Origin of the sequence: Pseudoxanthomonas broegbernensis (assembly GCF_014202435.1) — a bacterium.
Classification (GTDB): domain Bacteria; phylum Pseudomonadota; class Gammaproteobacteria; order Xanthomonadales; family Xanthomonadaceae; genus Pseudoxanthomonas; species Pseudoxanthomonas broegbernensis.
The window spans coordinates 395,673-417,188 of the sequence record NZ_JACHGU010000001.1; the positions used below are offsets into that span (position 1 = coordinate 395,673).

Genomic DNA, 21,516 nt, shown 5'->3' on the forward strand with positions numbered 1-21,516 from the left:
CGGCCGCCGCGCCGGTGCATCGAACCATCCCCGGCATCCGGCCGAGATCGCCGGCCGAAGCCGGCTCCCGCAGGAGAGGGTCGCGCGCCGGGCGATCGCCGGCCGGGCGGCACGCCGAAAGCCGCGGCGATGGTTGCGCGTGTGACGCTTCTACGCCTGCGAAAAGCCACGTGGAACGGCGATTCCGCAGGGCGATTCGGCTTAGAATCGGCAATTCGTGCCCGATGATCGGGCGTTCTTCCGAAAGCAGCCCCATGTCCGCAGTTTCGCCCGCGCAAGACGCCGCCTCCGGCGGCTGGATCGTCCTCAAGTTCGGCGGCACCTCGGTGTCGCGCCGTCATCGCTGGGACACGATCGGCAGGCTGGCGAAAAAACGCGCGGACGAGACCGGCGGGCGCGTCGTGGTGGTGGTGTCGGCGCTGTCGGGCGTGACCAACGAGCTGACCGCCATCACCGATGGCGCCGCCGACACCGCCCAGCGCATGGACGCCCTGGAGCGGCGCCACCGCGAATTCCTGGCCGAGCTGGAACTGGACGCCGACGCGGTGCTGGGCGAGCGCCTGGCCGCGCTGCGCGCGCTGCTGGCCGACCCGCGCGCCGCGTCGCGCCCGCTGGACTGGCAGGCCGAGGTGCTGGGCCAGGGCGAGCTGCTTTCCTCCACCCTGGGCGCGGCCTACCTGCGCGCGCAGGGGCTGGACTTCGGCTGGATGGACGCGCGCGACTGGCTCGACGCGCTGCCGCCGCAGCCCAACCAGAGCGAGTGGTCGCGCCGGCTGTCGGTCAACTGCCGCTGGGAAGCCGACGATGGCTGGCGCGAGCGCTTCGCCGCCCAGCCCGCGCGCATGCTGATCACCCAGGGCTTCATCGCCCGGCACCAGGACGGCGGCACGGCGGTCCTGGGCCGTGGCGGCTCGGACACCTCGGCCGCCTACCTGGGCGCGCTGCTGGGCGCGCGCCGGGTGGAGATCTGGACCGACGTGCCGGGCATGTTCAGCGCCAATCCGCGCGAGGTGCCCGACGCGCGGCTGCTGAGCCGGCTGGGCTACGCCGAGGCGCAGGAGATCACCACCACCGGCGCCAAGGTGCTGCATCCGCGCTCGATCAAGCCGTGCCGCGATTCGGGCGTGCCGATGGCGGTGCTGGACACCGAGAACCCGGACCTGTTCGGCACCGTCATCGACCGCAGCGCGGCCACCGTGCCGGGGGTCAAGGCGATCAGCCGCCGCAACGGCGTGGTGCTGGTGTCGGTGGAGGACATCGGCATGTGGCAGCAGGTGGGCTACCTGGCCGACGTGTTCGAGCTGTTCCGCACGCACGGCCTGTCGGTGGACATGATCGGCACCTCGCAGACCAACGTCACCGTGTCGCTGGACCCCAGCGAGAACCTGCTCAGCCAGGACGTGCTCTCGGCGCTGGCCCAGGACCTGCAGAAGATCGGCCGGGTCAAGGTGATCGTGCCGTGCGCGGCCATCACCCTGGTCGGGCGCGGCATGCGCTCGCTGCTGCACCGGCTGCCGGAGGTGTTCTCGCGCTTCGGCCACGAGCGCGTGCACATGATTTCGCAGTCCTCCAACGACCTCAACCTCACCTTCGTCATCGACGAGGCCGATGCCGACGGCCTGCTGCCGCAGTTGCACGCCGCGCTGATCGACAACGGCGCCATGCCGGTGCAGGAGGCCGAGGTGTTCGGCCCGCGCTGGCGCGAGATCAACGGCGCGGTGCGCCCGCGCCCGCGGCCGTGGTGGCGCGGCGAGCGCCGGCGGCTGCTGGACCTGGCCCGGGCCGGCACGCCGCGCTACGTCTACCACCTGCCCACCGTGCGCGAGCGCGCCCGGCAACTGAAGGCGGTGGCGGCCGTGGACCACCGCTACTACGCGATCAAGGCCAACCCGCATCCGGCGATCCTGCGTGCCCTCGTGGACGAGGGCTTCGGCCTGGAGTGCGTGTCGCTGGGCGAGCTGCGCCACGCGTTCGCGGCGCTGCCGCACCTGGACCCCAAGCGGGTGCTGTTCACCCCCAGCTTCGCGCCGCGCGAGGAGTACGAGCAGGCGTTCGCGCTGGGCGCCACGGTGACGGTGGACAACGTGGAGCTGCTGCAGCGCTGGCCGGAGACCTTCCGCGGCCGCTCGCTGTGGCTGCGCATCGACCTGGGCCATGGCGACGGCCACCACGAGAAGGTCAACACCGGCGGCAAGGCGGCCAAGTTCGGCCTGTCGGCCGCGCGCGTGGACGAGTTCGTCGAGCGGGCGCGCACGCTGGGCGTGGCCATCGCCGGCCTGCACGCGCACCTGGGCAGCGGAGTGGAGACTGCCGGGCACTGGCGGCTGATGTGCGACGAACTGGCCGGCTTCGCCCGCCGCATCGGCAGCGTCGGCATCCTCGACATCGGCGGCGGCCTGCCCATTCCGTACAGCGCCGACGACGAGCCGTTCGACCTGGAGGCGTGGGCGGCCGGCTTGGCCGAGGTGCGGCAGGTGCATCCCGCATTCGAGCTGGCGATCGAGCCGGGCCGCTTCCTGGTGGCCGAGGCCGGCGTGCTGCTGGCCCGCGCCACCCAGGTGGTGGAGAAGGACGGCGTGCTGCGGGTGGGCCTGGACGCGGGCATGAACGCGTTGCTGCGCCCGGCGCTGTACGACGCCTGGCACGACATCGTCAACCTGAGCCGCCTGGACGAGGCCGACGAGGGCATGTTCGACGTGGTCGGCCCGATCTGCGAGTCCAGCGACATCTTCGGCCGCCGCCGCCGGCTGCCGGCGGCCACCGCGCCGGACGACGCCATGCTGGTGGCCGACGCCGGCGCCTACGGGCAGGCCATGGCCAGCACCTACAACCAGCGGGCGCTGCCGGTCGAGGACGTGCTCGATGGGGCCGCGGGCTGACTCGGCTCGGCCGGCCGAGCCGCGCGGCAGCGGCATGCCGGCCGGCGCACGGCCGCGGTGGCTGCCTTCCATCGAGCTTGGCGCTACGCTGGCGGCCCTGAGCGCCGGCATCCTGCCGGCCCTGGCCATCGCCTTTTCGCCCGGCGGCTGCTGCAGGCACCGGCCGGCATGGCTCATCACGGATACCGCATGACCACTTTCGACCGAGACGCCATCCAGGTTTTCCGCTTCGTGCGATGCGGCTTCGACGCCGCCACCGGCGTGGCCGAACTGGTCTACGCCTTCGACGACGGCCCGGAACTGGTGGAGACCGTGACCGTGCCCGGCGCGCCATTCGCGCTGGCCGGCGCGCGCGCGGCGGCGGTGGAACGGGCGCTGCGCCTGCTGCACCTGATCGCCGGGGTGAGCTACTACAAGGCGGCGGTGCCGCCGCGGATCGCCATCGACGGCTACGCCATCGACGCGGACACCGCCGCGCTGGTGGAGCGGATCTACGTCAACGGCCTGGGCGAGTTCGCCTATCGCAACGGGCTTGACCTGCATGGGCGGATCGGGTTCCCGGCCGAGGCGGGCAGCGGCCCTCCATGGCGCGGCGACGCTGGCTCCGGCGAGGGCGCGGCGGATGCCGATGGAGCGCCTGCCGGGCGCGCGCTCGTAGCCATCGGCGGCGGCAAGGATTCGCTGGTCAGCATCGAGGCGTTGCGCGCGGCGGGCGTGGCGCAGACCGTGGCCTGGATCGGCAGCTCGCAACTGATCCGCACCTGCGCCGAGCGCACCGGCCTGCCCACGCTCAACATCGGCCGCGCGCTGGCGCAGGAACTGTTCGAGATCAACCGCCAGGGCGCGTACAACGGCCACATCCCGGTTACCGCGGTGAACTCGGCGATCCTGGTGCTGGCCGCGTTGCTGACCGGCCACGGCCAGGTGGTGTTCTCCAACGAGCGCTCGGCCAGCTACGGCAGCTGCATCGTCGCCGCCGACGGCACGGTCACCGGCGAGGTCAACCACCAGTGGTCCAAGGGCTGGGACTTCGAACGCGCCTTCGGCGAGCACGTCGAGCGCCACGTGGCCGCCACCGGCGCTGTCCCGGCGCTGCGCTACTACTCGCTGCTGCGGCCGCTGTCCGAGCTGGCGGTGGCGCGGCAGTTCGCCCGCAACGACCACTACGACGCGCACTTCTCCAGTTGTAACCGCAACTTCCACATCCTCGGCGAGAAGCCGGCGCAGCGCTGGTGCGGGCTGTGCCCGAAGTGCCAGTTCGTGTTCCTGGCGCTGGCGCCGTTCATGTCCAAGACCCGGTTGATGGGCATCTTCGGCCGCAACCTGCTGGACGACGCGGCGCAGGCGCCGGGCTTCGACGCGCTGCTGGAGTTCGGCGACCACAAGCCGTTCGAGTGCGTGGGCGAGGGCCGCGAGTCGCGCGCGGCGATGGCCTGGCTGGCCGAGCGCCCGGAGTGGCGCGAGGACGCGCTGGTGGCGCGCTTCGCCCGCCAGATCCGGCCGCTGCTGGACGAGGCGGAACTGGCGCTGGAGCCGTTGCTGGCGCCGGACGGCGAACACCGCGTGCCCGCCGAGGTGTGGGAGCGGGTGCGTGCGTATTTCGCAGCTTGAGGGGCAGCGCGTCGCGCTGTGGGGATGGGGCCGCGAGGGCCGCGCGGCGTACCGCGCCCTGCGCGGGCGCGAGGCGCCCGGGTCCCCGCTGCCGCTGACCCTGTTCTGCACGCCGGCCGAGGCCGGGGAGGCGCACGCGCTGGGCGATGCGGCGCTGCAGGTGGAGACCGAGGCCAGCGCCGAGCGCCTGTCCGCGTTCGAGGTGGTGATCAAGTCGCCGGGCATCAGCCCGTACCGGCCCGAGGCGCAGGCCGCGGCCGCGCGCGGCACCCGCTTCGTCGGCGGCACCGCGCTGTGGTTCGCCGGCCATGCGCAGGCGCGCGCGGTGTGCGTCACCGGCACCAAGGGCAAAAGCACCACCACCGCGCTGCTGGCCCACCTGCTGCGCGCCGGCGGCCACCGCACCGCGCTGGCCGGCAACATCGGCCTGCCGCTGCTGGACGTGGCCGAAGAACCCGCGCCGGAATTGTGGGCGATCGAACTGTCCAGCTACCAGACCGGCGACGTGGCCGCCGCCGGCGTGCGCCCGGAGGTGGCGGTGGTGCTGAACCTGTTTCCCGAGCACCTGGACTGGCACGGCAGCCAGGCGCGCTACGTCGAGGACAAGTTGGCGCTGGTGACCGCGGCGCGGCCGCGCACCGCGGTGCTCAACGCCGCCGACCCGCGCCTGGCCGCGCTGGACCTGCCGCACAGCCACATCGCCTGGTTCAACCGTGGCGACGGCTGGCACCTGCGCGGGGATGCGCTGTACCGCGGCGATGCCTTCGTGCTGGATGCCGGCGAGGTGCCGCTGCCCGGGCGCCACAACCGCGGCAACCTGTGCGCGGCGCTGGCCGCGATCGAGGCGCTGGGCGTGGACCCGGTGCCGCTGGCGCCGGCCGCGCGCGATTTCCGCCCGCTGCCGCACCGCCTGCAGTGGCTGGGCGAGCGCGATGGGATCGGCTGGGTCAACGACTCGATCAGCACCACCCCGCACGCCAGCCTGGCGGCGCTGGACTGCTACGCCGGCCGCCGCACCGTGCTGCTGGCCGGCGGCCACGACCGCGGCCTGGACTGGCACGATTTTGCCGCGCGGATGCAGGCGCATGCGCCACTGGGCATCGTGACCATGGGCGCCAACGGCCCGCGCATCCACGCCCTGCTGCAGCCATTGGCCGCGGCCGGCCGGCTGCGGCTGGGCGCGGCCGGAGGCCTGGCCGATGCCGTCGCCCAGGCGCGCGCGCTGCTGGCCGGCGATGGCGTGGTGCTGCTGTCGCCCGGCGCGCCCAGCTTCGGCGCCTACCGCGACTACACCGAGCGCGGCCGCCACTTCGCCGCGCTGGCCGGTTTCGACCCGGACGCGATCAGCGCCATCCCCGGGCTGGGCGTGGCCTGAGCCCGGCCACGCCGGCGCGCGCCGGGGCCGGGCGCCTGCCGGCCGGCGGGACGGCCGCAGGCCATGCACGGGTGCCGGCCGCATTACACTCGCCCTTCCCGACCGCAGGAGGCCGCACCATGCGCAATTCCTCGATTGCCTCCGGCAGGCTGTTCGCCGCCATGCTGGCCTCCGGGCTGGCGGCGTTGCTGGCGCTTCCGGCCGCGGCGCGGCCGCGCGCCGAACCGGTGGAGTGGACCATCGGCCACGAGCGCTTCAGCGGCTTCCTGGTCTACGACGACCAAGGCGATGCCAGGCGCCCAGGGCTGGTGATGGTGCCGAACTGGAGGGGCGTGAACGAATCGGCCGTGGCCAAGGCGCGCCAGGTGGCCGGCGACGACTACGTGGTGCTGGTGGCCGACGTCTACGGCAAGGACGTGCGCCCCAAGGACAACCAGGAGGCCGGCCGGGTGGCGGGCGCCTTGCGCGATACCCCGGCCCTGCTGCGCGCGCGCGCGCGGGCGGCGGTGGAGGCGCTGCGCGCCCAGGCGGGCCGGGCGCCGCTGGACCCGGCGCGGATCGGTGCGTTCGGGTTCTGCTTCGGCGGCACCACGGTGCTGGAACTGGCCCGTGCCGGCGCGCCCCTGGCCGGGGTGGTGAGCCTGCATGGCGGCCTGGGCACCGCGGCGCCGGCCGCGCCCGGCGCGGTGACGACGCCGGTGCTGGTGCTCAACGGCGCGGCGGACAAGGGCGTGGGGGCCGAGGACATCGCCGGATTCGGGCGCGAGATGGACGCGGCCGGCGCCGACTGGCAGTTCGTGAACTTCAGCGGCGCGGTGCACTGCTTCGCCGAGGCCGATGCCGGCGACGACCCGGCCAGCAACTGCCGCTACGACGCGCGCGCGGCCAGGCGCGCCTACCGCATGCTGGAAGACTTCTTCGACGAGCGCTTCGGCGACTGACGCGGCCGGCCATCGCGGCGGCGGTGCGGCGCCCGCTGCCCGCCGCCACGGCTCAGTGCGTGCGTTCGACCGCGTAGCGGGCCAGCCCGCGCAGCGCGGCCAGGGCCTCGGACTCGGGCAGCCCGGCCAGCGCCGCCTCGGCGGCGACGGCGTATTCCCGCGCGCGCCGGCGGCTGTATTCCAGCCCGCCGGTGGCGCGGATGGCCGCCAGCACCGCCGGCATCGCCGTGCCGTCGCCTTCCTGCACCGCCCGGCGCAGGCGCTGGCGGGTGGCTTCGTCGGAGTGCGCGATGGCGTGGATCAGCGGCAGGGTGGCCTTGCCCTCGGCGAGGTCGTCGCCCAGGTTCTTGCCCAGGTCGCCCGCCTCGGCGGCGTAGTCGAGCACGTCGTCGGCGATCTGGAAGGCGTAGCCCAGGTTCATGCCGTAGTCGTACAGCGCCTGCTGCACGGCCTCGCCGGCGCCGGAGGCCAGCGCGCCCAGGCGGGTGCCGGCGGCGAACAGCACCGCGGTCTTGCGCTCGATCACGCGCAGGTAGGCGGCCTCGTCGGTGTCCGGGTTGCGCACGTGCAGCAACTGCAGCACCTCGCCCTCGGCGATGCGGTTGGTGGTGTCGGCCAGCACCTGCATCACCTCCATCCGGTCCAGCTCGACCATCAACTGGAAGCTGCGCGAATACAGGAAGTCGCCCACCAGCACGCTGGCGGCGTTGCCCCAGATCGCGTTGGCGGTGCTGCGCCCGCGGCGCAGGTCGGACTCGTCAACCACGTCGTCGTGGAGCAGGGTGGAGGTGTGGATGAACTCGACGATGGCCGCCAGTTGGTGGTGGTCGGCGCCGGTGCCGGCATCGGCGGCGCTGGCCTGGCCGGCCAGCAGCACCAGCATCGGCCGCAGGCGCTTGCCGCCGGCCGAGACGATGTGCTCGGCGATCTGGTTGATCAGGACCACGTCCGAGGCCAGGCGGGCGCGGATCAGGGCGTCGACCGCGGCCATGTCGGCGGCGGCCAGGGCCTGGATGCGCGGCAGCGGGGCGTGGGGGAGGGGGGAAGGGTGATCGGCCATGCGAGGCGCCCGGGAAAGTGCCTGAATTATAAGGCGGCGATGGGAAGAATCCCTACATCGCCGGGCGTTGTTCAGCGCTGGCGCATGGCGCGCGGCTATACTCCAATGCCTTTCGAGCGGGCCCGGCCGGGCCCGAAGACGGAACCCACACTATGGCGCGCGGCATCAACAAGGTGATCCTGGTCGGCAACCTCGGCAACGACCCCGACACCAAGTACACCCAGGCAGGCATGGCCGTGACCCGCATCAGCCTGGCCACCACCAGCGTGCGCAAGGACCGCGAGGGCAACTCCCAGGAGCGGACCGAGTGGCACCGGGTGGTGTTCTTCGGCAAGCTCGGCGAGATCGCCGGCGAGTACCTGCGCAAGGGCTCCCAGGTGTACGTGGAAGGCGAGATCCGCTACGACAAGTACACCGGCCAGGATGGGCAGGAGCGCTACAGCACCGACATCGTCGCCAACGAGATGCAGATGCTTGGCGGCCGCGGTGGCGGTGGCGGCGAGGGCGGCGGTTCCGACCGCGGCGAGCGCCCGCCGCGCAGCGCCCCGCCGCGCCGCGAATACCCGCAGCGCAACGCACCGGCGGCCGCTCCCGCCGAGCCGGCCGCCGGCGGCTTCAACGACGACTTCGCCGACGATGACATCCCGTTCTGAAGACGGACGGGTGTGCAGCCGTTTTCCCGAGTGTGCGTGAGGAGCGATCCGTGCCGACCTGGCTCGTGACCGGCGGCGCCGGTTTCATCGGTGGCAACTTCGTGCTGGAAGCGGTGGCGCGCGGCGTGCGCGTGGTCAACCTCGACGCGCTGACCTACGCCGGCAACCTGCACACGCTGGCCGCGCTGGACGGCCATCCGGACCACGTCTTCGTGCATGGCGACATCGGCGACCGCACGCTGGTGGCGCGGCTGCTGGCCGAGCATCGCCCGGACGCGGTGCTCAATTTCGCCGCCGAGAGCCACGTGGACCGCTCCATCGACGGCCCGGCGGCCTTCGTGCAGACCAACGTGGTCGGCACTCTGGCCCTGCTGGAGGCTGCGCGCGACCACTGGCGCGCGCTGGAGGACGGCGCCCGCGAGGCGTTCCGCTTCCTGCACGTGTCCACCGACGAGGTCTACGGCGCCCTGGGCGACACCGGCACGTTCAGCGAGACCACGCCCTATGCCCCCAACTCGCCGTACTCGGCGAGCAAGGCCGCCTCCGACCACCTGGTGCGGGCCTTCCACCACACCTACGGGCTGCCGGTGCTCACCACCAACTGCTCCAACAACTACGGTCCGTACCACTTCCCCGAAAAGCTCATCCCGCTGGTGATCGCCAAGGCGCTGGCTGGCGAGCCGCTGCCGGTCTACGGCGACGGCCGGCAGGTGCGCGACTGGCTGTACGTGTCCGATCACTGCGAGGCGATCCGCACCGTGCTGGCCCGCGGCCGGGTGGGGGAGACCTACAACGTCGGCGGCGACGCGGAGCGGCAGAACATCGAGGTGGTGCGCACGGTCTGCGCGTTGCTGGACGAGCGCCGTCCGCGCGAGGACGGGCTGCCGCGCGCGCGCCAGATCGCCCACGTCGCCGACCGCCCCGGCCACGACCGCCGGTATGCGATCGACGCCTCCAAGCTCAAGGGCGAACTGGGCTGGACGCCGGCCTACACCTTCGAGCAGGGCCTGGCCGCCACCGTGGACTGGTACCTGGACAACCAGGACTGGGTGCGGCGCGTGCTCGACGGCAGCTACCGGCTCGAGCGCATCGGCACCACGGTCTAGACGCGGGTTCCACACGGGCGCCCGCATGCTTTCCAGGCGCGAGCCGGCGCGGGCGCCAGGCATCCTTCCAATGCGGGTCCCTCGCAACAGCCCGCATCTCCCCGCGCGGGCCACCAAGGGCAAGGCGAAATGACACAACGCAAGGGCATCATCCTGGCCGGCGGCTCCGGCACGCGGCTGTATCCCATCACCCGCGCCATCAGCAAGCAATTGCTGCCGGTGTACGACAAGCCGATGATCTACTACCCGCTCAGCGTGCTGATGCTGGCGGGCATCCGCGAGGTGCTGGTGATCAACACCCCGCACGAGCAGGCGCTGTTCCAGGCGCTGCTGGGCGACGGCTCGCAGTGGGGCCTGGACATCCACTACGCGGTGCAGCCCAGCCCCGACGGGCTGGCCCAGGCCTACCTGATCGGCCGCGAGTTCGTCGGCGCAAAGCCCAGTTGCCTGGTGCTGGGCGACAACATCTTCCACGGCCATGGCCTGACCGGGCTGCTCGCGCGCGCGGGCGCGCGCAGTGAGGGCGCCACCGTGTTCGGCTATTGGGTGCGCGACCCCGAGCGCTACGGCGTGGCCGAGTTCGACGCGCAGGGCCGGGTGGTGGGCATCGAGGAGAAGCCGGAGCGGCCGCGCTCCAACTACGCGGTCACCGGGCTGTACTTCTACGACGGCCGGGCCAGCGACTATGCCGCCGAACTGAAACCCTCGGCGCGCGGCGAGCTGGAGATCACCGACCTCAACAAGCGCTACCTCGCCGATGGCGAGCTGTACCTGGAACCGCTCGGCCGCGGCTACGCCTGGCTGGACACCGGCACCCACCGCTCGCTGCTGGAGGCGTCCACTTTCATCGAGACGATCGAGGCGCGGCAGGGGCTGCGCGTGTGCTGCCCGGAGGAGATCGCCTTCGGCAACGGCTGGATCGACGCGGCGCAACTGGAAGCGTTGGCCGCGCCGCTGGCCAAGAACGGCTACGGCCAGTACCTGATGGACCTGGCCCGGCGCGGCACGGTGGTGCGATGAGGCTCGTCCAGACCGATCTGCCCGGTTGCGTGGTGGTCGAGCCGGCGGTGTTCGGCGATGCCCGCGGCTTCTTCTACGAGGCCTGGAACGCGCAGCGCTACGCCGGGCACGGCCTGCCCGGAAGCTTCGTGCAGAGCAACGTGTCCTCGTCCTCGCGCGGCGTGCTGCGCGGGCTGCACTACCAGTGGCCCAACCCGCAGGGCAAGCTGGTCAGCGTGCTGGAAGGAGAGGTCTACGACGTGGCGGTGGACATCCGCCGCGGCTCGCCGCATTTCGGGCGCTGGACCGCGGCCGTGCTGAGCGGGGAGAACAAGCGCCAGTTCTGGATTCCGGAAGGCTTCGCGCACGGCTTCCTGGTGCTGTCGGAGCAGGCGTTGTTCAGCTACCTGTGCACCGCGCCCTACGACAAGGCCGCCGACGCCGGCATCCGCTGGAACGATGCGGCCATCGGCGTGGACTGGCCGGAATCGGCGCCGCTGCTGTCGGACAAGGACGCGGCCGCGCCGTTCCTGGATGCGATCGCGCCCGAGCGCCTGCCGGTCTTCCCGGGATGAAGCTGCTGCTCGTCGGCGCCAACGGCCAGCTTGGCCGCGAACTGCGGCGCAGCCTGCGGACGCTGGGGCAGGTGGTGGCGGCCACGCGCGACGGGCGCCTGGACGATGCCGGCGCGGGCGACGCCGCGCCGGGGCCGGGCGCCTGCGCGGTCGCCGACCTGTCCGATCCCGCCGGCCTTGAGGCCCTGGTCGGCGCGGTCGCGCCCGACGCGGTGCTCAACGCCGCCGCCTACACCGCGGTGGACCAGGCCGAGGGCGACGCGCAGAACGCGTTCCGGGTCAACGCGCAGGCGCCGGGCATCCTGGCCCGCGGCTGCGCCGCCGCGGGCGTTCCACTGGTCCACTATTCGACCGACTACGTGTTCGACGGGCAGGGCACCCGCCCGTACCGCGAGGACGACCCGACCGCGCCGCTGGGCGTGTACGGCGCCAGCAAGCTGGCCGGCGAGGACGCGGTGCGTGCCGCCGGCGGCCGCCACCTGGTCCTGCGCACCGCCTGGGTGTACGCCACCCACGGGCACAACTTCCTGCGCACCATGCTGCGCCTGGGGGCCGAGCGCGAGGAATTGCGCGTGGTCGCCGACCAGGTCGGCACGCCCACGCCGGCGGCGTTGATCGCCGACGTCACCGCCGCCCTGCTGGGGCAGGCGCTGGCCGACACCTCGCTTCGCGGCACCTGGCACCTGACCGCCGGGGGCGATACCAGTTGGCACGGCTTCGCCGAGGCGATCTTCGCCGAAGCGGTCTCCACCGGCCTGCTGCCGCGTGCGCCGCGGGTGCGGCCGATCGCCACCGCGGACTACCCGACCCCGGCCCGCCGCCCGGCGTACTCGTGCCTGGACACCGCCCGCCTGCGCACCGATTTCGGCATCGAGCCGCCGCACTGGCACGACGGGCTGCGTGGGGTGATCGCGGCGCTGGCGGCCGCTCGCTGAGCCGGCCGCGCCGGTTCCCGCACCGCATCGATCCATGGCCCCCGCCTTCCGTGTAGGGGCCGGCTTCGGTCGGCGACCGGGCACCGGAGCCGGAGCCGGCATGTACGCCCGGGCGTCGAACGCCGGCCCGCCCGGCTTCCAGCAAATCCAGGCCGGCGGCCCCCGGCCTTCCTCCACTGGACTTGCCGCCGCCGGGCCGATAGCGTGTCGGGCTTCATGATTGCAGGGGAAACCAAGTGGCCCATCCCGCCGGTACGCCGCAACTGACCTTCCGCGCTGTGGTCCTGGCCATCGTCCTGGCCGTGGTGCTGGCGGCGGCCAACGCCTACCTGGGCCTGTTCGCGGGCCTGACCGTGGCCACCGCGATCCCCGCGGCGGTGGTGTCCATGGGCGTGCTGCGGCTGCTGGGCGGCGGCACCATCCTGGAGAACAACATCGTCCAGACCGGCGCCTCGGCCGGTTCGTCGATCGCGGCCGGCGTCATCTTCACCATCCCCGCGCTGGTGCTGATGGGCTACTGGCCCGACTTCAAGTACTGGTGGGTGCTGGGCATCGCCGGCCTGGGCGGGCTGCTGGGCGTGCTGTTCTCGGTGCCGCTGCGGCGCTCGATGATCGTCGAGGACCCGCTGCCGTTCCCCGAGGGCAAGGCCGCCGCCGAGGTGCTCAAGGCCGGCGACAACCCGGGGCCGGGGCTGAAGATCCTGGGCCTTTCGGCCGGCATCGGCGCCCTGGTCAAGCTGGCCGCGGGCAACGGCCTGCGCCTGATCCCGGACAGTTGGGCGGTGGCCGGCTACTTCGCCGACAATCGCGTGATCGGCTACCTGGGCACCGGCCTGTCGCCGGCGCTGCTGGGCGTGGGCTACATCGTCGGCCTGAACGTGGGCATCGTGGTCCTGTCCGGCGCCATCCTGTCCTGGCACATCGCCATCCCGCTGTACCACGCCTTCTTCCTCCAGAGCGACCCGTCGCTGGCCGCCGCCATCGCCGGCCAGCCCGCGGCCGATGCGGCGTTCGCGATCTGGAACGCGAAGATCCGCTTCCTGGGCGTGGGCGCGATGCTGGTGGGCGGGGTGTGGACCCTGTTCTCGCTGCGCAACTCGCTGCTGGCCGGCATCCGCAGCGGCTTCGCGGCCGCGCGCAAGGGCGCCGCGCAGGGCACCGCCGAGACCGACCGCGACCTGCCGATGAAGTGGATGCTGGCGGCGCTGGTGCTGTTCGTGCTGCCGCTGCTGGCGCTGTACCAGGCCATCGTCGGTCAGTGGCATGTCAGCATCCCGATGACGATCATCATGATCGTCGCCGGCTTCCTGTTCGTGTCGGTATCCGGCTACCTGGCCGGCCTGGTCGGCTCGTCCAACAACCCGGTCTCGGGCATCACCATCGCCACCATCCTGTTCGCCTCGGTGGTGCTGCTGGTCTTGCTGGGCAGCGACGGCCAGACGCAGGTGGGCGGCGCGCCGCTGGGCGCGGTGGCCGCGATCATGATCGGCGCGGTGGTGTGCTGCGCGGCGGCGGTGGGCGGCGACAACCTGCAGGACCTGAAGACCGGCTACCTGGTCGGCGCCACGCCGTGGAAGCAGCAACTGATGCTGGGCATCGGCGCGTTCTCCTGCGCCCTGGTCATGGCCCCGGTGCTGAACCTGCTGCAGCAGGCCTACGGCATCGGCTCCAAGACCCTGCCGGCGCCGCAGGCCAACCTGATGGCCTCGGTGGCCAAGGGCCTGTTCGGCGGGCAGTTGCCGTGGACGATGATCGCCATCGGCGGCGTGGTCGGTGCGCTGGTGATCGCGCTGGACGGCTGGCTGAAGGCGCGCGGCTCGCGCTTCCGGGTGCCGGTGCTGGCCGCGGCCATCGGCATCTACCTGCCGCTCGAGTTGATGGTGCCGATCTTCCTCGGCGGCCTGCTCGCGCACCTGGTGCAGCGCCTGCACAAGGTGCGCGACGACGACGAGGCCGGGCTGGACCGCGTGCACCGCCCCGGCGTGCTGTTCTCGGCCGGCCTGATCACCGGCGAGGCGCTGATGGGCATCGCCATCGCCCTGCCCATCGTGATCGCCCGCGACTCGGAGGTGCTGGCGCTGCCGCTGGATTCCGGCGCCTGGGCGCAGTGGATCGGGCTGGCGGTGCTGGCCTTCGTCGGCTGGCTGCTGTACCGAACCGGCAAGCGTGGCGAAGCGGCCGCCTGATGCCATCCCGCCGGCGGGGGGCAGCGCCTTCCGCCGATGCGCCGGCCCGGCGGCGCTGTCCAGCACCCGGGACCGTTCCCGCCAGGAGAAGCCCCGGATGAAACCCGACCGTTCCCTCATGTTCGCGCTTGCCGGCCTGCTGGGCCTGGCGATGCTTCCTTCCGCGGCCGAGGCCGCGCGCGGCTTCGACGTGCGCGACCTGCAGGCCCTGAACCGCGTGTCCTCGCCCACCCTGTCGCCCGATGGCGCGCGGGTGGTGTTCGCTCAGCGCGAGATCGCGGTCGAGGGCGCGGGCGGGGACCTGGGCAAGGCCACCACCGGGCTGTGGATCCGCGACCTGCGCACCCGCGACCTGGCGCCGCCCAGGCGGCTGACCCCGGAGGACTGGAGCGTGAACTCGCCGGCCTTCGCCCCCGACGGCCGCACGGTGTACTTCCTCAGCGCCAGGTCCGGCACGGCCCAGCTCTACGCGGTCGCGGCCGCCGGCGGCAAGCCGCGCCAGTTGACCGACTTCGCCCTGGACATCGGCAGCTACCGGTTGTCGCCGGACGGGACGCGGGTGGCGTTCAGCGCGGACACCTTCGCCGACTGCGCGGCCGATTTCGCCTGCACCCGCAAGCGGCTCGACGCGCGCGCGGCGGGCAAGGCCAGCGGCGTGCTGTACGAGCAACTGTTCGTGCGCCACTGGGACACCTGGAAGGACGGGCGCCGCAGCCGCCTGTTCGTGGCCGCGCTGCCCGCCTCGGGCGGCGGCGCGGTGCAGGCGGCCACGGCGCTGAGCGCGGCGCTGGACGGCGACATCCCGGCCAAGCCGTTCGGCGGCAACGACGACTACGCCTGGGCGCCGGATGGCGCCAGCGTGGTGGCCAGCGTGCGCATCGCCGGCGGCAGCGAGCCGTGGTCGACCAACTTCGACCTGTACCGGCTGCCGGTGGACGGCGGCGCGCCGGTCAACCTGACCGCGGCCAACCCGGCCTGGGACGCGGGCCCGGTGTTCAGCGCCGATGGCGGGACGCTGTTCTACCGCGCGATGAAGCGGCCCGGCTTCGAGGCCGACCGCTTCGCCCTGATGGCGCGCGACATGGCCACCGGGCAGGTGCGCGAGATCGCCCCGGACTGGGACCGCAGCGCCGACGGCATCGTCGCCTCGGCCGATGGGCGCACCCTGTACACCACCGCCCAGGACACCGGCGAGCATCCGCTGTTCGCGGTGGACGTGGCCAGCGGCAGGGTGGACAGGCGGGTCGGCGGGGGCACCCTCGGCGCGTTCGAGATCGCCGGCGACACCTTGGCCTTCACCCGCAACTCGCTGCACAGCGGCGACCAGTTGTTCACCGCCTCGCTGTCCAGCCCGCAGGTGCAGCGCGCGATCACGCCCAGCGCCGGCGATGCGCTGCCGGAGGTGGCCTTCGGCGCCTACGAGCAGTTCAGCTTCCCCGGCTGGAACGGCGAGACGGTGCACGGCTACGTGGTCAAGCCCTGGAACTACGAGGAGGGAACGAAGTACCCGGTCGCGTTCCTGATCCACGGCGGTCCGCAGGGCAGCTTCGGCGACGGCTGGAGCTACCGCTGGAACCCGCAGACCTACGCCGGGCAGGGCTACGCGGTGGTGATGATCGACTTCCACGGCTCCACCGGCTACGGCCAGGCCTTCACCGATTCGATCAGCGGCGACTGGGGCGGCAAGCCGCTGGTCGACCTGCAGAAGGGCTGGGCCGCCGCTCAGGACAGGTACGCCTTCCTCGACGGCGGCCGCGCCTGCGCGCTGGGCGCCAGCTACGGCGGCTACATGATCAACTGGATCGCCGGCAACTGGTTCGACGAGGCCGGCGCCTCGCCGTGGAAGTGCCTGGTCAACCACGACGGCGTGTTCGACACCCGCTCGATGGGCTACGTGACCGAGGAACTGTGGTTCAGCGAGTGGGAGAACGGCGGCACCCCGTACCAGGTGCCGGAGAACTACGAGAAGTTCAACCCGGTCAACCACGTGGCCAAGTGGCGCGTGCCGATGCTGGTGGTGCAGGGCGAGAAGGACTACCGGGTGCCGGTGGACCAGGGCCTGTCCGCCTTCACCGCGCTGCAGCGCCGCGGCATCGAGTCGCAACTGCTGTATTTCCCGGACGAGAACCACTGGGTGCTCAAGCCGGCCAACAGCGTGCTCTGGCACGACACCGTCAATGCCTGGCTGAAGAAGCACATCGGGCAGTGATCCAGCCGATGGCCGGCGCGATGCCGGCCATCGCCTCTCCGGGGCTGTGGACCGGGACGAACAGGAGAACCGACGCCGATGGCGATCCAGGCCACCGCACCTTCCGCCGCACTGGTCCAGAACGACATCGTCCTGTTCGGCCTGATCGCCGCCACCCTGGGCGCGATCTTCTGGCTGGCCAGCGGGCCCACGCCGTTCTGGAGGAAGTTCTTCGCCTGGATCCCGGCGCTGCTGCTGTGCTACTTCGTGCCGGCGCTGTACAACACCGTCGGCCTGATCGACGGCGTCGACAACCACATCTACAACCCGGTGGCCAGCCGCGTACTGCTGCCCGCCGCGCTGGTGCTGCTGACCCTGTCCGTGGACCTGAAGGGCATCCTCAGGCTCGGCCCGCGGCTGCTGTTCGTGTTCTGCGCGGGCACCCTGGGCGTGGTGCTGGGGGCGATGGTCTCGTTCCAGGCGATGGCCTGGCTCCATCCCCCGGCGGTGGCCGGCGATACCTGGAAGGGCATGGCCGCGCTGGCGGGAAGCTGGATCGGCGGCGGCGCCAACATGGTCGCCATCCGCGAGGTGTACCAGGTCGACGCGACCTTGTTCGGGCAGTTCGCGGTGGTGGACGTGGCCATCGCCAGCCTGTGGATGGCCACGCTGCTGTTCCTGGCCAACCGCGCCGCGCGGATCGACGCGCGCAGCGGCGCCGACACCCGCGCGCTGGACGAGATGCAGGCCCGCATCGTCGCCTACGAGGCGGCCAACGCGCGCATCCCCAGCCTGACCGACCTGATGCTGATCGTGGGGCTGGCGTTCGGCGCGGTGGGGCTGGCCCATGCGCTGGGCGCGCCGGTCGCGGCCTGGTTCGCCGCGAACGTGGCCAACGCGTCGCAGTTCAGCCTGGACTCTTCCTTCGTCTGGGTGGTGGTGCTGTCCACGCTGGCCGGCCTGGGCCTGAGCTTCACGCCCGTGCGCCGCCTGGAAAGCGCCGGCGCCTCGAAGCTGGGCACGGTGTTCCTCTATTTCCTGATCGCCAGCATCGGCATGCAGATGGACTTCATGGAACTGGCCGGGCGGCCGGAACTGCTCGCCATCGGCGCGATCTGGATGCTCACCCACGTCCTGGTGATCTGGCTGGCGGCCAGGCTGCTCAAGGCGCCGCTGTTCTATTTCGCGATCGGTTCGCAGGGCAACATCGGCGCGGCCGCCTCGGCGCCGGTGGTCGCCGCAGCGTTCCATCCGAGCCTGGCGCCGGTGGGAGTGCTGCTGGGCACGGTCGGCTACGCCAGCGGCACCGTCATCGCCTATGGCATCGGCCAGATCCTGCGCGTGATGGCAGGGCAGTAGCCAGTGCCGTAGCCGGCCGTCGCATGCGGCCCTGCAGGAGCCGGCCATATCCGGTTCCTGCGGGCACGCCGCCGCCGCGCGGCGTCAACAGCACCTGAACCCGGAGCGCCCGCCGAAGCGGGCCTCCTGGCGTTCGCGGAAGAAGGCCTTGTAGTCCATCGGCTCCCGGTCCGGATGCTTCTCCAGCATGTGCCGGACGTAGGTGTCGTAGTCCGGGATGCCGCAGCACAGCCGCGCGGTCTGCACCAGCCGGCGCCACACCCGCTTGTGCGTGGCGAAGTAGTCCAGCGGCACCAGTTGCCCGGCCATCACAGCCACGCCTTCTGCTGCTCGGGGGCGAGCGCCACGTAGGGCGTCTCCCGGTCGGTACGCGCCGGATTGGCGCGTGCCTTGCGGATCGCGCCCACGGAATAGAACAGCACGCTCAGCACCACCAGCATGAACAACAGGGTCAGCCCCGCGTTGACGTAGTTGTTCACCATCACCTGCTGCATGCCGCCGAAATCCTTGGACGGGGCGATCAGCTCGCCGGCGGCCAGTGCGTCGCGGTAGCGGTTGGCCTGGGCCAGGAAGCCCACGCCCGGGTCGGCCGAGAACAGCTTGATCCAGCCCGCGCTGAGCGTGCAGGCCAGCAGCCACACGGTGGGCAGCACCGGCACCCAGGCGTAGCGGTCCTTCTTGGCCTTGAACAGCACCACCGTGCACAGCATCAGCGCGATGCCCGCCAGCATCTGGTTGGCGATGCCGAACAGCGGCCACAGCATGTTGATGCCGCCCAGCGGGTCGGTGACGCCCTGGTAGAGGAAGTAGCCCCACAGCGCCACGCAGCCGCCGGTGGCGACCACGTTGGGCACCCAGGCGTCGGTGCGGCGCATGGCCGGGACGAAGCTGCCGAGCAGGTCCTGCAGCATGAACCGGCCCGAGCGCGTACCCGCATCCACCGCGGTGAGGATGAACAGCGCCTCGAACAGGATCGCGAAGTGGTACCAGAACGCCATCATGCCTTCGCCCGGCAGCGCGCTGTGCAGGATCTGGGCGATGCCCACCGCCAGCGTGGGCGCGCCGCCGGCACGCGAGAGGATGGACGGTTCGCCCACGTCCACCGCGGTCTGCTGCAGCACCTCGGGGGTGACCACGAAGCCCCAACTGGACACGGTCTGGGCCACGCTGGCGACATCGGTGCCGATCAGCGCGGCGGGGCTGTTCATGGCGAAGTACACGCCCGGGTCGATGATCGCCGCGGCCACCAGCGCCATCACCGCCACGAACGATTCCATCAGCATGCCGCCGTAGCCCAGATACGTGGCATGGCGCTCGTTGGCCATCAGCTTGGGTGTGGTGCCCGAGGCGATCAGCGCGTGGAAGCCGGACACCGCGCCGCAGGCGATGGTGATGAACAGGAACGGGAACATCCCGCCCTTCCATACCGGGCCGGTGCCGTCGGTGAAGCGGGTCAGCGCCGGCATGCGCAGCTCGGGCATGACGATCACGATGCCGATGGCCAGCGCCAGGATGGTGCCGATCTTCAGGAACGTGGACAGGTAGTCGCGCGGCGCCAGCAGCAGCCACACCGGCAGCACCGCGGCGACGAAGCCGTAGCCGATCAGCATCCAGGTGATCTGGGTGCCGCTGAAGGTGAAGGCCGGGCCCCACACCGGATCGGCGGCCACCCGCCCGCCGAACCAGATCGCCGCCAGCAGCAGGACCAGGCCCACCACCGAGATCTCGCCGATCCGCCCGGGGCGGACATAGCGCATGTACAGGCCCATCAGGATGGCGATGGGCATCGTCGCGATCACCGTGAACATGCCCCACGGGCTCTCGGCCAGCGCCTTGACCACGATCATCGCCAGCACCGCCAGGATGATGATCATGATCAGGAACGCGCCGAACAGGGCGATGGTGCCGGGCACCGGGCCCATCTCCTCGCGCACCAGGTCGCCCAGCGAGCGCGCGTCGCGGCGGCTGGAGATCACCAGCACCATGAAGTCCTGCACCGCGCCAGCCAGGACCACGCCGGCCACCAGCCACAGCAGGCCGGGCAGGTAGCCCATCTGCGCGGCCAGCACCGGGCCGACCAAGGGGCCGGCCCCGGCGATGGCGGCGAAGTGGTGGCCGAACAGCACGTGCTTGTTGGTCGGCACGTAGTCCAGGCCGTCGTTGTTGAGCATCGCCGGGGTGGCCCGGGACGCGTCCAGGCCCAGCACCCGGTCGGCGATGAACAGCGCGTAGTAGCGGTAGGCCACCAGGTAGATGGACACCGCCGCGACCACGATCCACAGCGCGTTGATCTGTTCGCCGCGGCGCAGGGCGATGGTGCCCAGGCAGAACGCGCCCAGCAGGGCCAGCGCGGCCCAGGCGACTTTGGAAAGGGCTTTCATGGAGGACGCCTCCGAAGGGACCGGCCAAGGGTCCGCCCGCGCGTCGGGCAGGTCAATGCGCGGTGCGCAAATGCCGCTGCGACTTTGGTCGAAGCGTGCGCGCGATCGCACGGGAAGGCATCGCGACGCGTGCCGGCGCCTTCACAGCCAGCGCGCGCGCTTGAACAGCCGGTACAGCCCGAAGCAGGCCACGGCCAGGCCGGCCACCAGCAGCGGATAGGCCCAGCGCGGTTCCAGTTCGGGCATGTGGGCGAAGTTCATGCCGTACCAACTGGTGACCAGGGTCGGCGCGGCCAGCAGCGCGGCCCAGGCGCCCAGGCGCTTGACCGTCTCGCCCTGGGCCAGGGTGACCAGCGACAGGTTCACGCTCAGCGCGGTGCCGAGCATGTCGCGCAGGGTGTCGATGGCGTCGTTGATGCGCAGCACGTGGTCGTGCACGTCGCGCAGGTAGACCCGCACCTCCTCGCGGATCAACTGGCCCTGCGCGGCCTGGCTGCGCATCAACTGGGCCAGCACGTCCTGCAGCGGCGAGACCGCCACGCGCATCGAGGTCAGGTCGCGCTTGAGGTCGTACAGGCGCACCACGATCGCGCGGCGGTAGGTGTCGGAGAAGATGTCGCGCTCCAGCGCCTGCAGGGTGTCGCGGTGTTCGTCGACGATGGGCAGGTAGTTGTCGACCACGAAGTCGAGCGCCGCGTACAGCGCCATCGCCGGCCCCAGCCGCAGCAATTCCGGCTCGCGCTCCATGCGCGCGCGCACGGCCGCGTAGGACAGCGAGGCGCCGTGGCGCACGGTCAGCAGGAAGCGCGCGCCGAGGAAGGCATGGGTCTCGCCGTAGCGGATGCGGCCGTCGACCATCTGCGCGGTGTGCACCGCCAGGAACAGGGTGTCGCCATAGGCCTCCACCTTCGGCCGCTGGTGCGCGTTGCGCGCGTCCTCCACCGCCAGCGGGTGCAGGCCCAGTTCCTCCTGCAGCCGCGCCAGCACGTCGTCGGTCGGTTCGTATAGCCCGACCCAGGCGAACCCCGGCGCGCCTTCCTCCAGCCGGTCGCTCAGCCGTTCCAGCGGCAGGTCGTGGCGGTGGCCCTGGCCGTCGTACCAGACGCAGTTGACGACGCAGGTGGGATTGACGGGGGCGGCCTGGGGATTCATGCGGCGCATCCTGCACTGCGCCGGGAGGAGGGGCAAGGCGAGCGCCGCGGCCCCGAGGCCGGGCGCACCGCAGGATGCGGCAAGGACGGCGGAGGGGGTGCCTGCGTGCCGATCGT

Annotated in this window: 16 protein-coding genes; 12 read left to right on the forward strand and 4 right to left on the reverse strand. The window is 72.0% G+C overall.

The genetic code is table 11. The features are described from left to right. Positions 1 to 254 precede the first annotated feature (254 nt). The 4 genes from HNR76_RS01715 to HNR76_RS01730 all read left to right on the forward strand — a co-directional run bounded on the left by HNR76_RS01715 (position 255) and on the right by HNR76_RS01730 (position 6,806). Positions 255 to 2,879 carry a bifunctional aspartate kinase/diaminopimelate decarboxylase gene (locus tag HNR76_RS01715; protein WP_162311210.1) on the forward strand — a complete coding sequence of 875 codons (2,625 nt, stop codon included), beginning with the start codon at positions 255 to 257 and terminating at the stop codon, positions 2,877 to 2,879. Positions 2,880 to 3,068: 189 nt separating this feature from the next. Next, positions 3,069 to 4,490, forward strand: a complete 1,422-nt coding sequence (gene murL / locus HNR76_RS01720; protein ID WP_162311211.1) for a UDP-N-acetyl-alpha-D-muramoyl-L-alanyl-L-glutamate epimerase — start codon at positions 3,069 to 3,071, stop codon at positions 4,488 to 4,490. Beyond that, a complete protein-coding gene (gene murD / locus HNR76_RS01725; protein ID WP_162311212.1) occupies positions 4,471 to 5,865 on the forward strand; it encodes a UDP-N-acetylmuramoyl-L-alanine--D-glutamate ligase in 1,395 nt (464 codons plus the stop codon). The genes murL and murD overlap by 20 nt, the downstream gene beginning before the upstream one ends. A 161-nt stretch (positions 5,866 to 6,026) precedes the next feature. Then, a complete protein-coding gene (locus tag HNR76_RS01730; protein ID WP_162311284.1) occupies positions 6,027 to 6,806 on the forward strand; it encodes a dienelactone hydrolase family protein in 780 nt (259 codons plus the stop codon). 52 nt (positions 6,807 to 6,858) lie between these two features. Here the strand turns inward: HNR76_RS01730 and HNR76_RS01735 are convergent, their stop codons facing one another. Then, complete coding sequence (locus HNR76_RS01735; protein WP_162311213.1) at positions 6,859 to 7,866, reverse strand: polyprenyl synthetase family protein; 1,008 nt, start codon at positions 7,864 to 7,866, stop codon at positions 6,859 to 6,861. 152 nt (positions 7,867 to 8,018) lie between these two features. Here HNR76_RS01735 and ssb point away from each other — a divergent pair, with 152 nt between their 5' ends. The 8 genes from ssb (at position 8,019) to HNR76_RS01775 (ending at position 17,867) form a co-directional block, all read left to right on the forward strand. Further along, positions 8,019 to 8,519, forward strand: coding sequence for a single-stranded DNA-binding protein (gene ssb, locus HNR76_RS01740; RefSeq protein ID WP_162311214.1), 501 nt, complete (start codon positions 8,019 to 8,021; stop codon positions 8,517 to 8,519). Positions 8,520 to 8,569: 50 nt separating this feature from the next. Beyond that, positions 8,570 to 9,625 (forward strand): dTDP-glucose 4,6-dehydratase, encoded by a 1,056-nt coding sequence (gene rfbB / locus HNR76_RS01745; RefSeq protein ID WP_162311215.1) that lies wholly within the window; start codon positions 8,570 to 8,572, stop codon positions 9,623 to 9,625. A gap of 129 nt (positions 9,626 to 9,754) precedes the next feature. Continuing rightward, positions 9,755 to 10,645, forward strand: a complete 891-nt coding sequence (gene rfbA, locus HNR76_RS01750; RefSeq protein ID WP_162311216.1) for a glucose-1-phosphate thymidylyltransferase RfbA — start codon at positions 9,755 to 9,757, stop codon at positions 10,643 to 10,645. Further along, entirely contained in the window at positions 10,642 to 11,199 is a 558-nt protein-coding gene (rfbC, locus tag HNR76_RS01755) for a dTDP-4-dehydrorhamnose 3,5-epimerase (protein ID WP_162311217.1), read from the forward strand. Before rfbA ends, rfbC begins: the two co-directional genes overlap by 4 nt. Beyond that, positions 11,196 to 12,134 (forward strand): dTDP-4-dehydrorhamnose reductase, encoded by a 939-nt coding sequence (gene rfbD, locus HNR76_RS01760; RefSeq protein WP_162311218.1) that lies wholly within the window; start codon positions 11,196 to 11,198, stop codon positions 12,132 to 12,134. Before rfbC ends, rfbD begins: the two co-directional genes overlap by 4 nt. 236 nt (positions 12,135 to 12,370) lie before the next feature. Continuing rightward, the gene (locus tag HNR76_RS01765) at positions 12,371 to 14,320 is read left to right on the forward strand and encodes an OPT family oligopeptide transporter (RefSeq protein ID WP_162311219.1); all 1,950 of its coding nucleotides are present in this window, start codon (positions 12,371 to 12,373) and stop codon (positions 14,318 to 14,320) included. Positions 14,321 to 14,417: 97 nt separating this feature from the next. Further along, positions 14,418 to 16,529, forward strand: a complete 2,112-nt coding sequence (locus HNR76_RS01770; RefSeq protein ID WP_162311220.1) for an alpha/beta hydrolase family protein — start codon at positions 14,418 to 14,420, stop codon at positions 16,527 to 16,529. A 78-nt stretch (positions 16,530 to 16,607) separates the two neighbouring features. Further along, positions 16,608 to 17,867 (forward strand): DUF819 family protein, encoded by a 1,260-nt coding sequence (locus HNR76_RS01775; RefSeq protein WP_162311221.1) that lies wholly within the window; start codon positions 16,608 to 16,610, stop codon positions 17,865 to 17,867. A gap of 84 nt (positions 17,868 to 17,951) precedes the next feature. On the opposite strand, the gene HNR76_RS01780 is transcribed toward HNR76_RS01775, so the two are convergent. The 3 genes from HNR76_RS01780 to HNR76_RS01790 all read right to left on the reverse strand — a co-directional run bounded on the left by HNR76_RS01780 (position 17,952) and on the right by HNR76_RS01790 (position 21,400). After that, positions 17,952 to 18,176, reverse strand: coding sequence for a YbdD/YjiX family protein (locus HNR76_RS01780; protein ID WP_162311285.1), 225 nt, complete (start codon positions 18,174 to 18,176; stop codon positions 17,952 to 17,954). Beyond that, positions 18,176 to 20,248, reverse strand: coding sequence for a carbon starvation CstA family protein (locus HNR76_RS01785; RefSeq protein WP_162311222.1), 2,073 nt, complete (start codon positions 20,246 to 20,248; stop codon positions 18,176 to 18,178). Before HNR76_RS01785 ends, HNR76_RS01780 begins: the two co-directional genes overlap by 1 nt. Positions 20,249 to 20,389: 141 nt before the next feature. After that, positions 20,390 to 21,400: a magnesium and cobalt transport protein CorA gene (locus HNR76_RS01790; RefSeq protein WP_162311223.1), complete on the reverse strand. Its 1,011-nt coding sequence runs from the start codon at positions 21,398 to 21,400 to the stop codon at positions 20,390 to 20,392. Positions 21,401 to 21,516: the final 116 nt, after the last annotated feature.

Bases quoted from the DNA above. Each gene is read 5' to 3' on its own strand.
- ssb (WP_162311214.1), top strand. From the start codon at position 8,019: ATGGCGCGCGGCATCAACAAGGTGATCCTGGTCGGCAACCTCGGCAAC.
- HNR76_RS01730 (WP_162311284.1), top strand. From the start codon at position 6,027: ATGCTGGCCTCCGGGCTGGCGGCGTTGCTGGCGCTTCCGGCCGCGGCG.
- murL (WP_162311211.1), top strand. From the start codon at position 3,069: ATGACCACTTTCGACCGAGACGCCATCCAGGTTTTCCGCTTCGTGCGA.
- rfbD (WP_162311218.1), top strand. From the start codon at position 11,196: ATGAAGCTGCTGCTCGTCGGCGCCAACGGCCAGCTTGGCCGCGAACTG.
- rfbC (WP_162311217.1), top strand. From the start codon at position 10,642: ATGAGGCTCGTCCAGACCGATCTGCCCGGTTGCGTGGTGGTCGAGCCG.
- rfbA (WP_162311216.1), top strand. From the start codon at position 9,755: ATGACACAACGCAAGGGCATCATCCTGGCCGGCGGCTCCGGCACGCGG.
- HNR76_RS01780 (WP_162311285.1), bottom strand. From the start codon at position 18,176: ATGGCCGGGCAACTGGTGCCGCTGGACTACTTCGCCACGCACAAGCGG.
- HNR76_RS01785 (WP_162311222.1), bottom strand. From the start codon at position 20,248: ATGAAAGCCCTTTCCAAAGTCGCCTGGGCCGCGCTGGCCCTGCTGGGC.
- HNR76_RS01770 (WP_162311220.1), top strand. From the start codon at position 14,418: ATGAAACCCGACCGTTCCCTCATGTTCGCGCTTGCCGGCCTGCTGGGC.
- HNR76_RS01790 (WP_162311223.1), bottom strand. From the start codon at position 21,400: ATGAATCCCCAGGCCGCCCCCGTCAATCCCACCTGCGTCGTCAACTGC.
- HNR76_RS01735 (WP_162311213.1), bottom strand. From the start codon at position 7,866: ATGGCCGATCACCCTTCCCCCCTCCCCCACGCCCCGCTGCCGCGCATC.
- HNR76_RS01715 (WP_162311210.1), top strand. From the start codon at position 255: ATGTCCGCAGTTTCGCCCGCGCAAGACGCCGCCTCCGGCGGCTGGATC.
- HNR76_RS01775 (WP_162311221.1), top strand. From the start codon at position 16,608: ATGGCGATCCAGGCCACCGCACCTTCCGCCGCACTGGTCCAGAACGAC.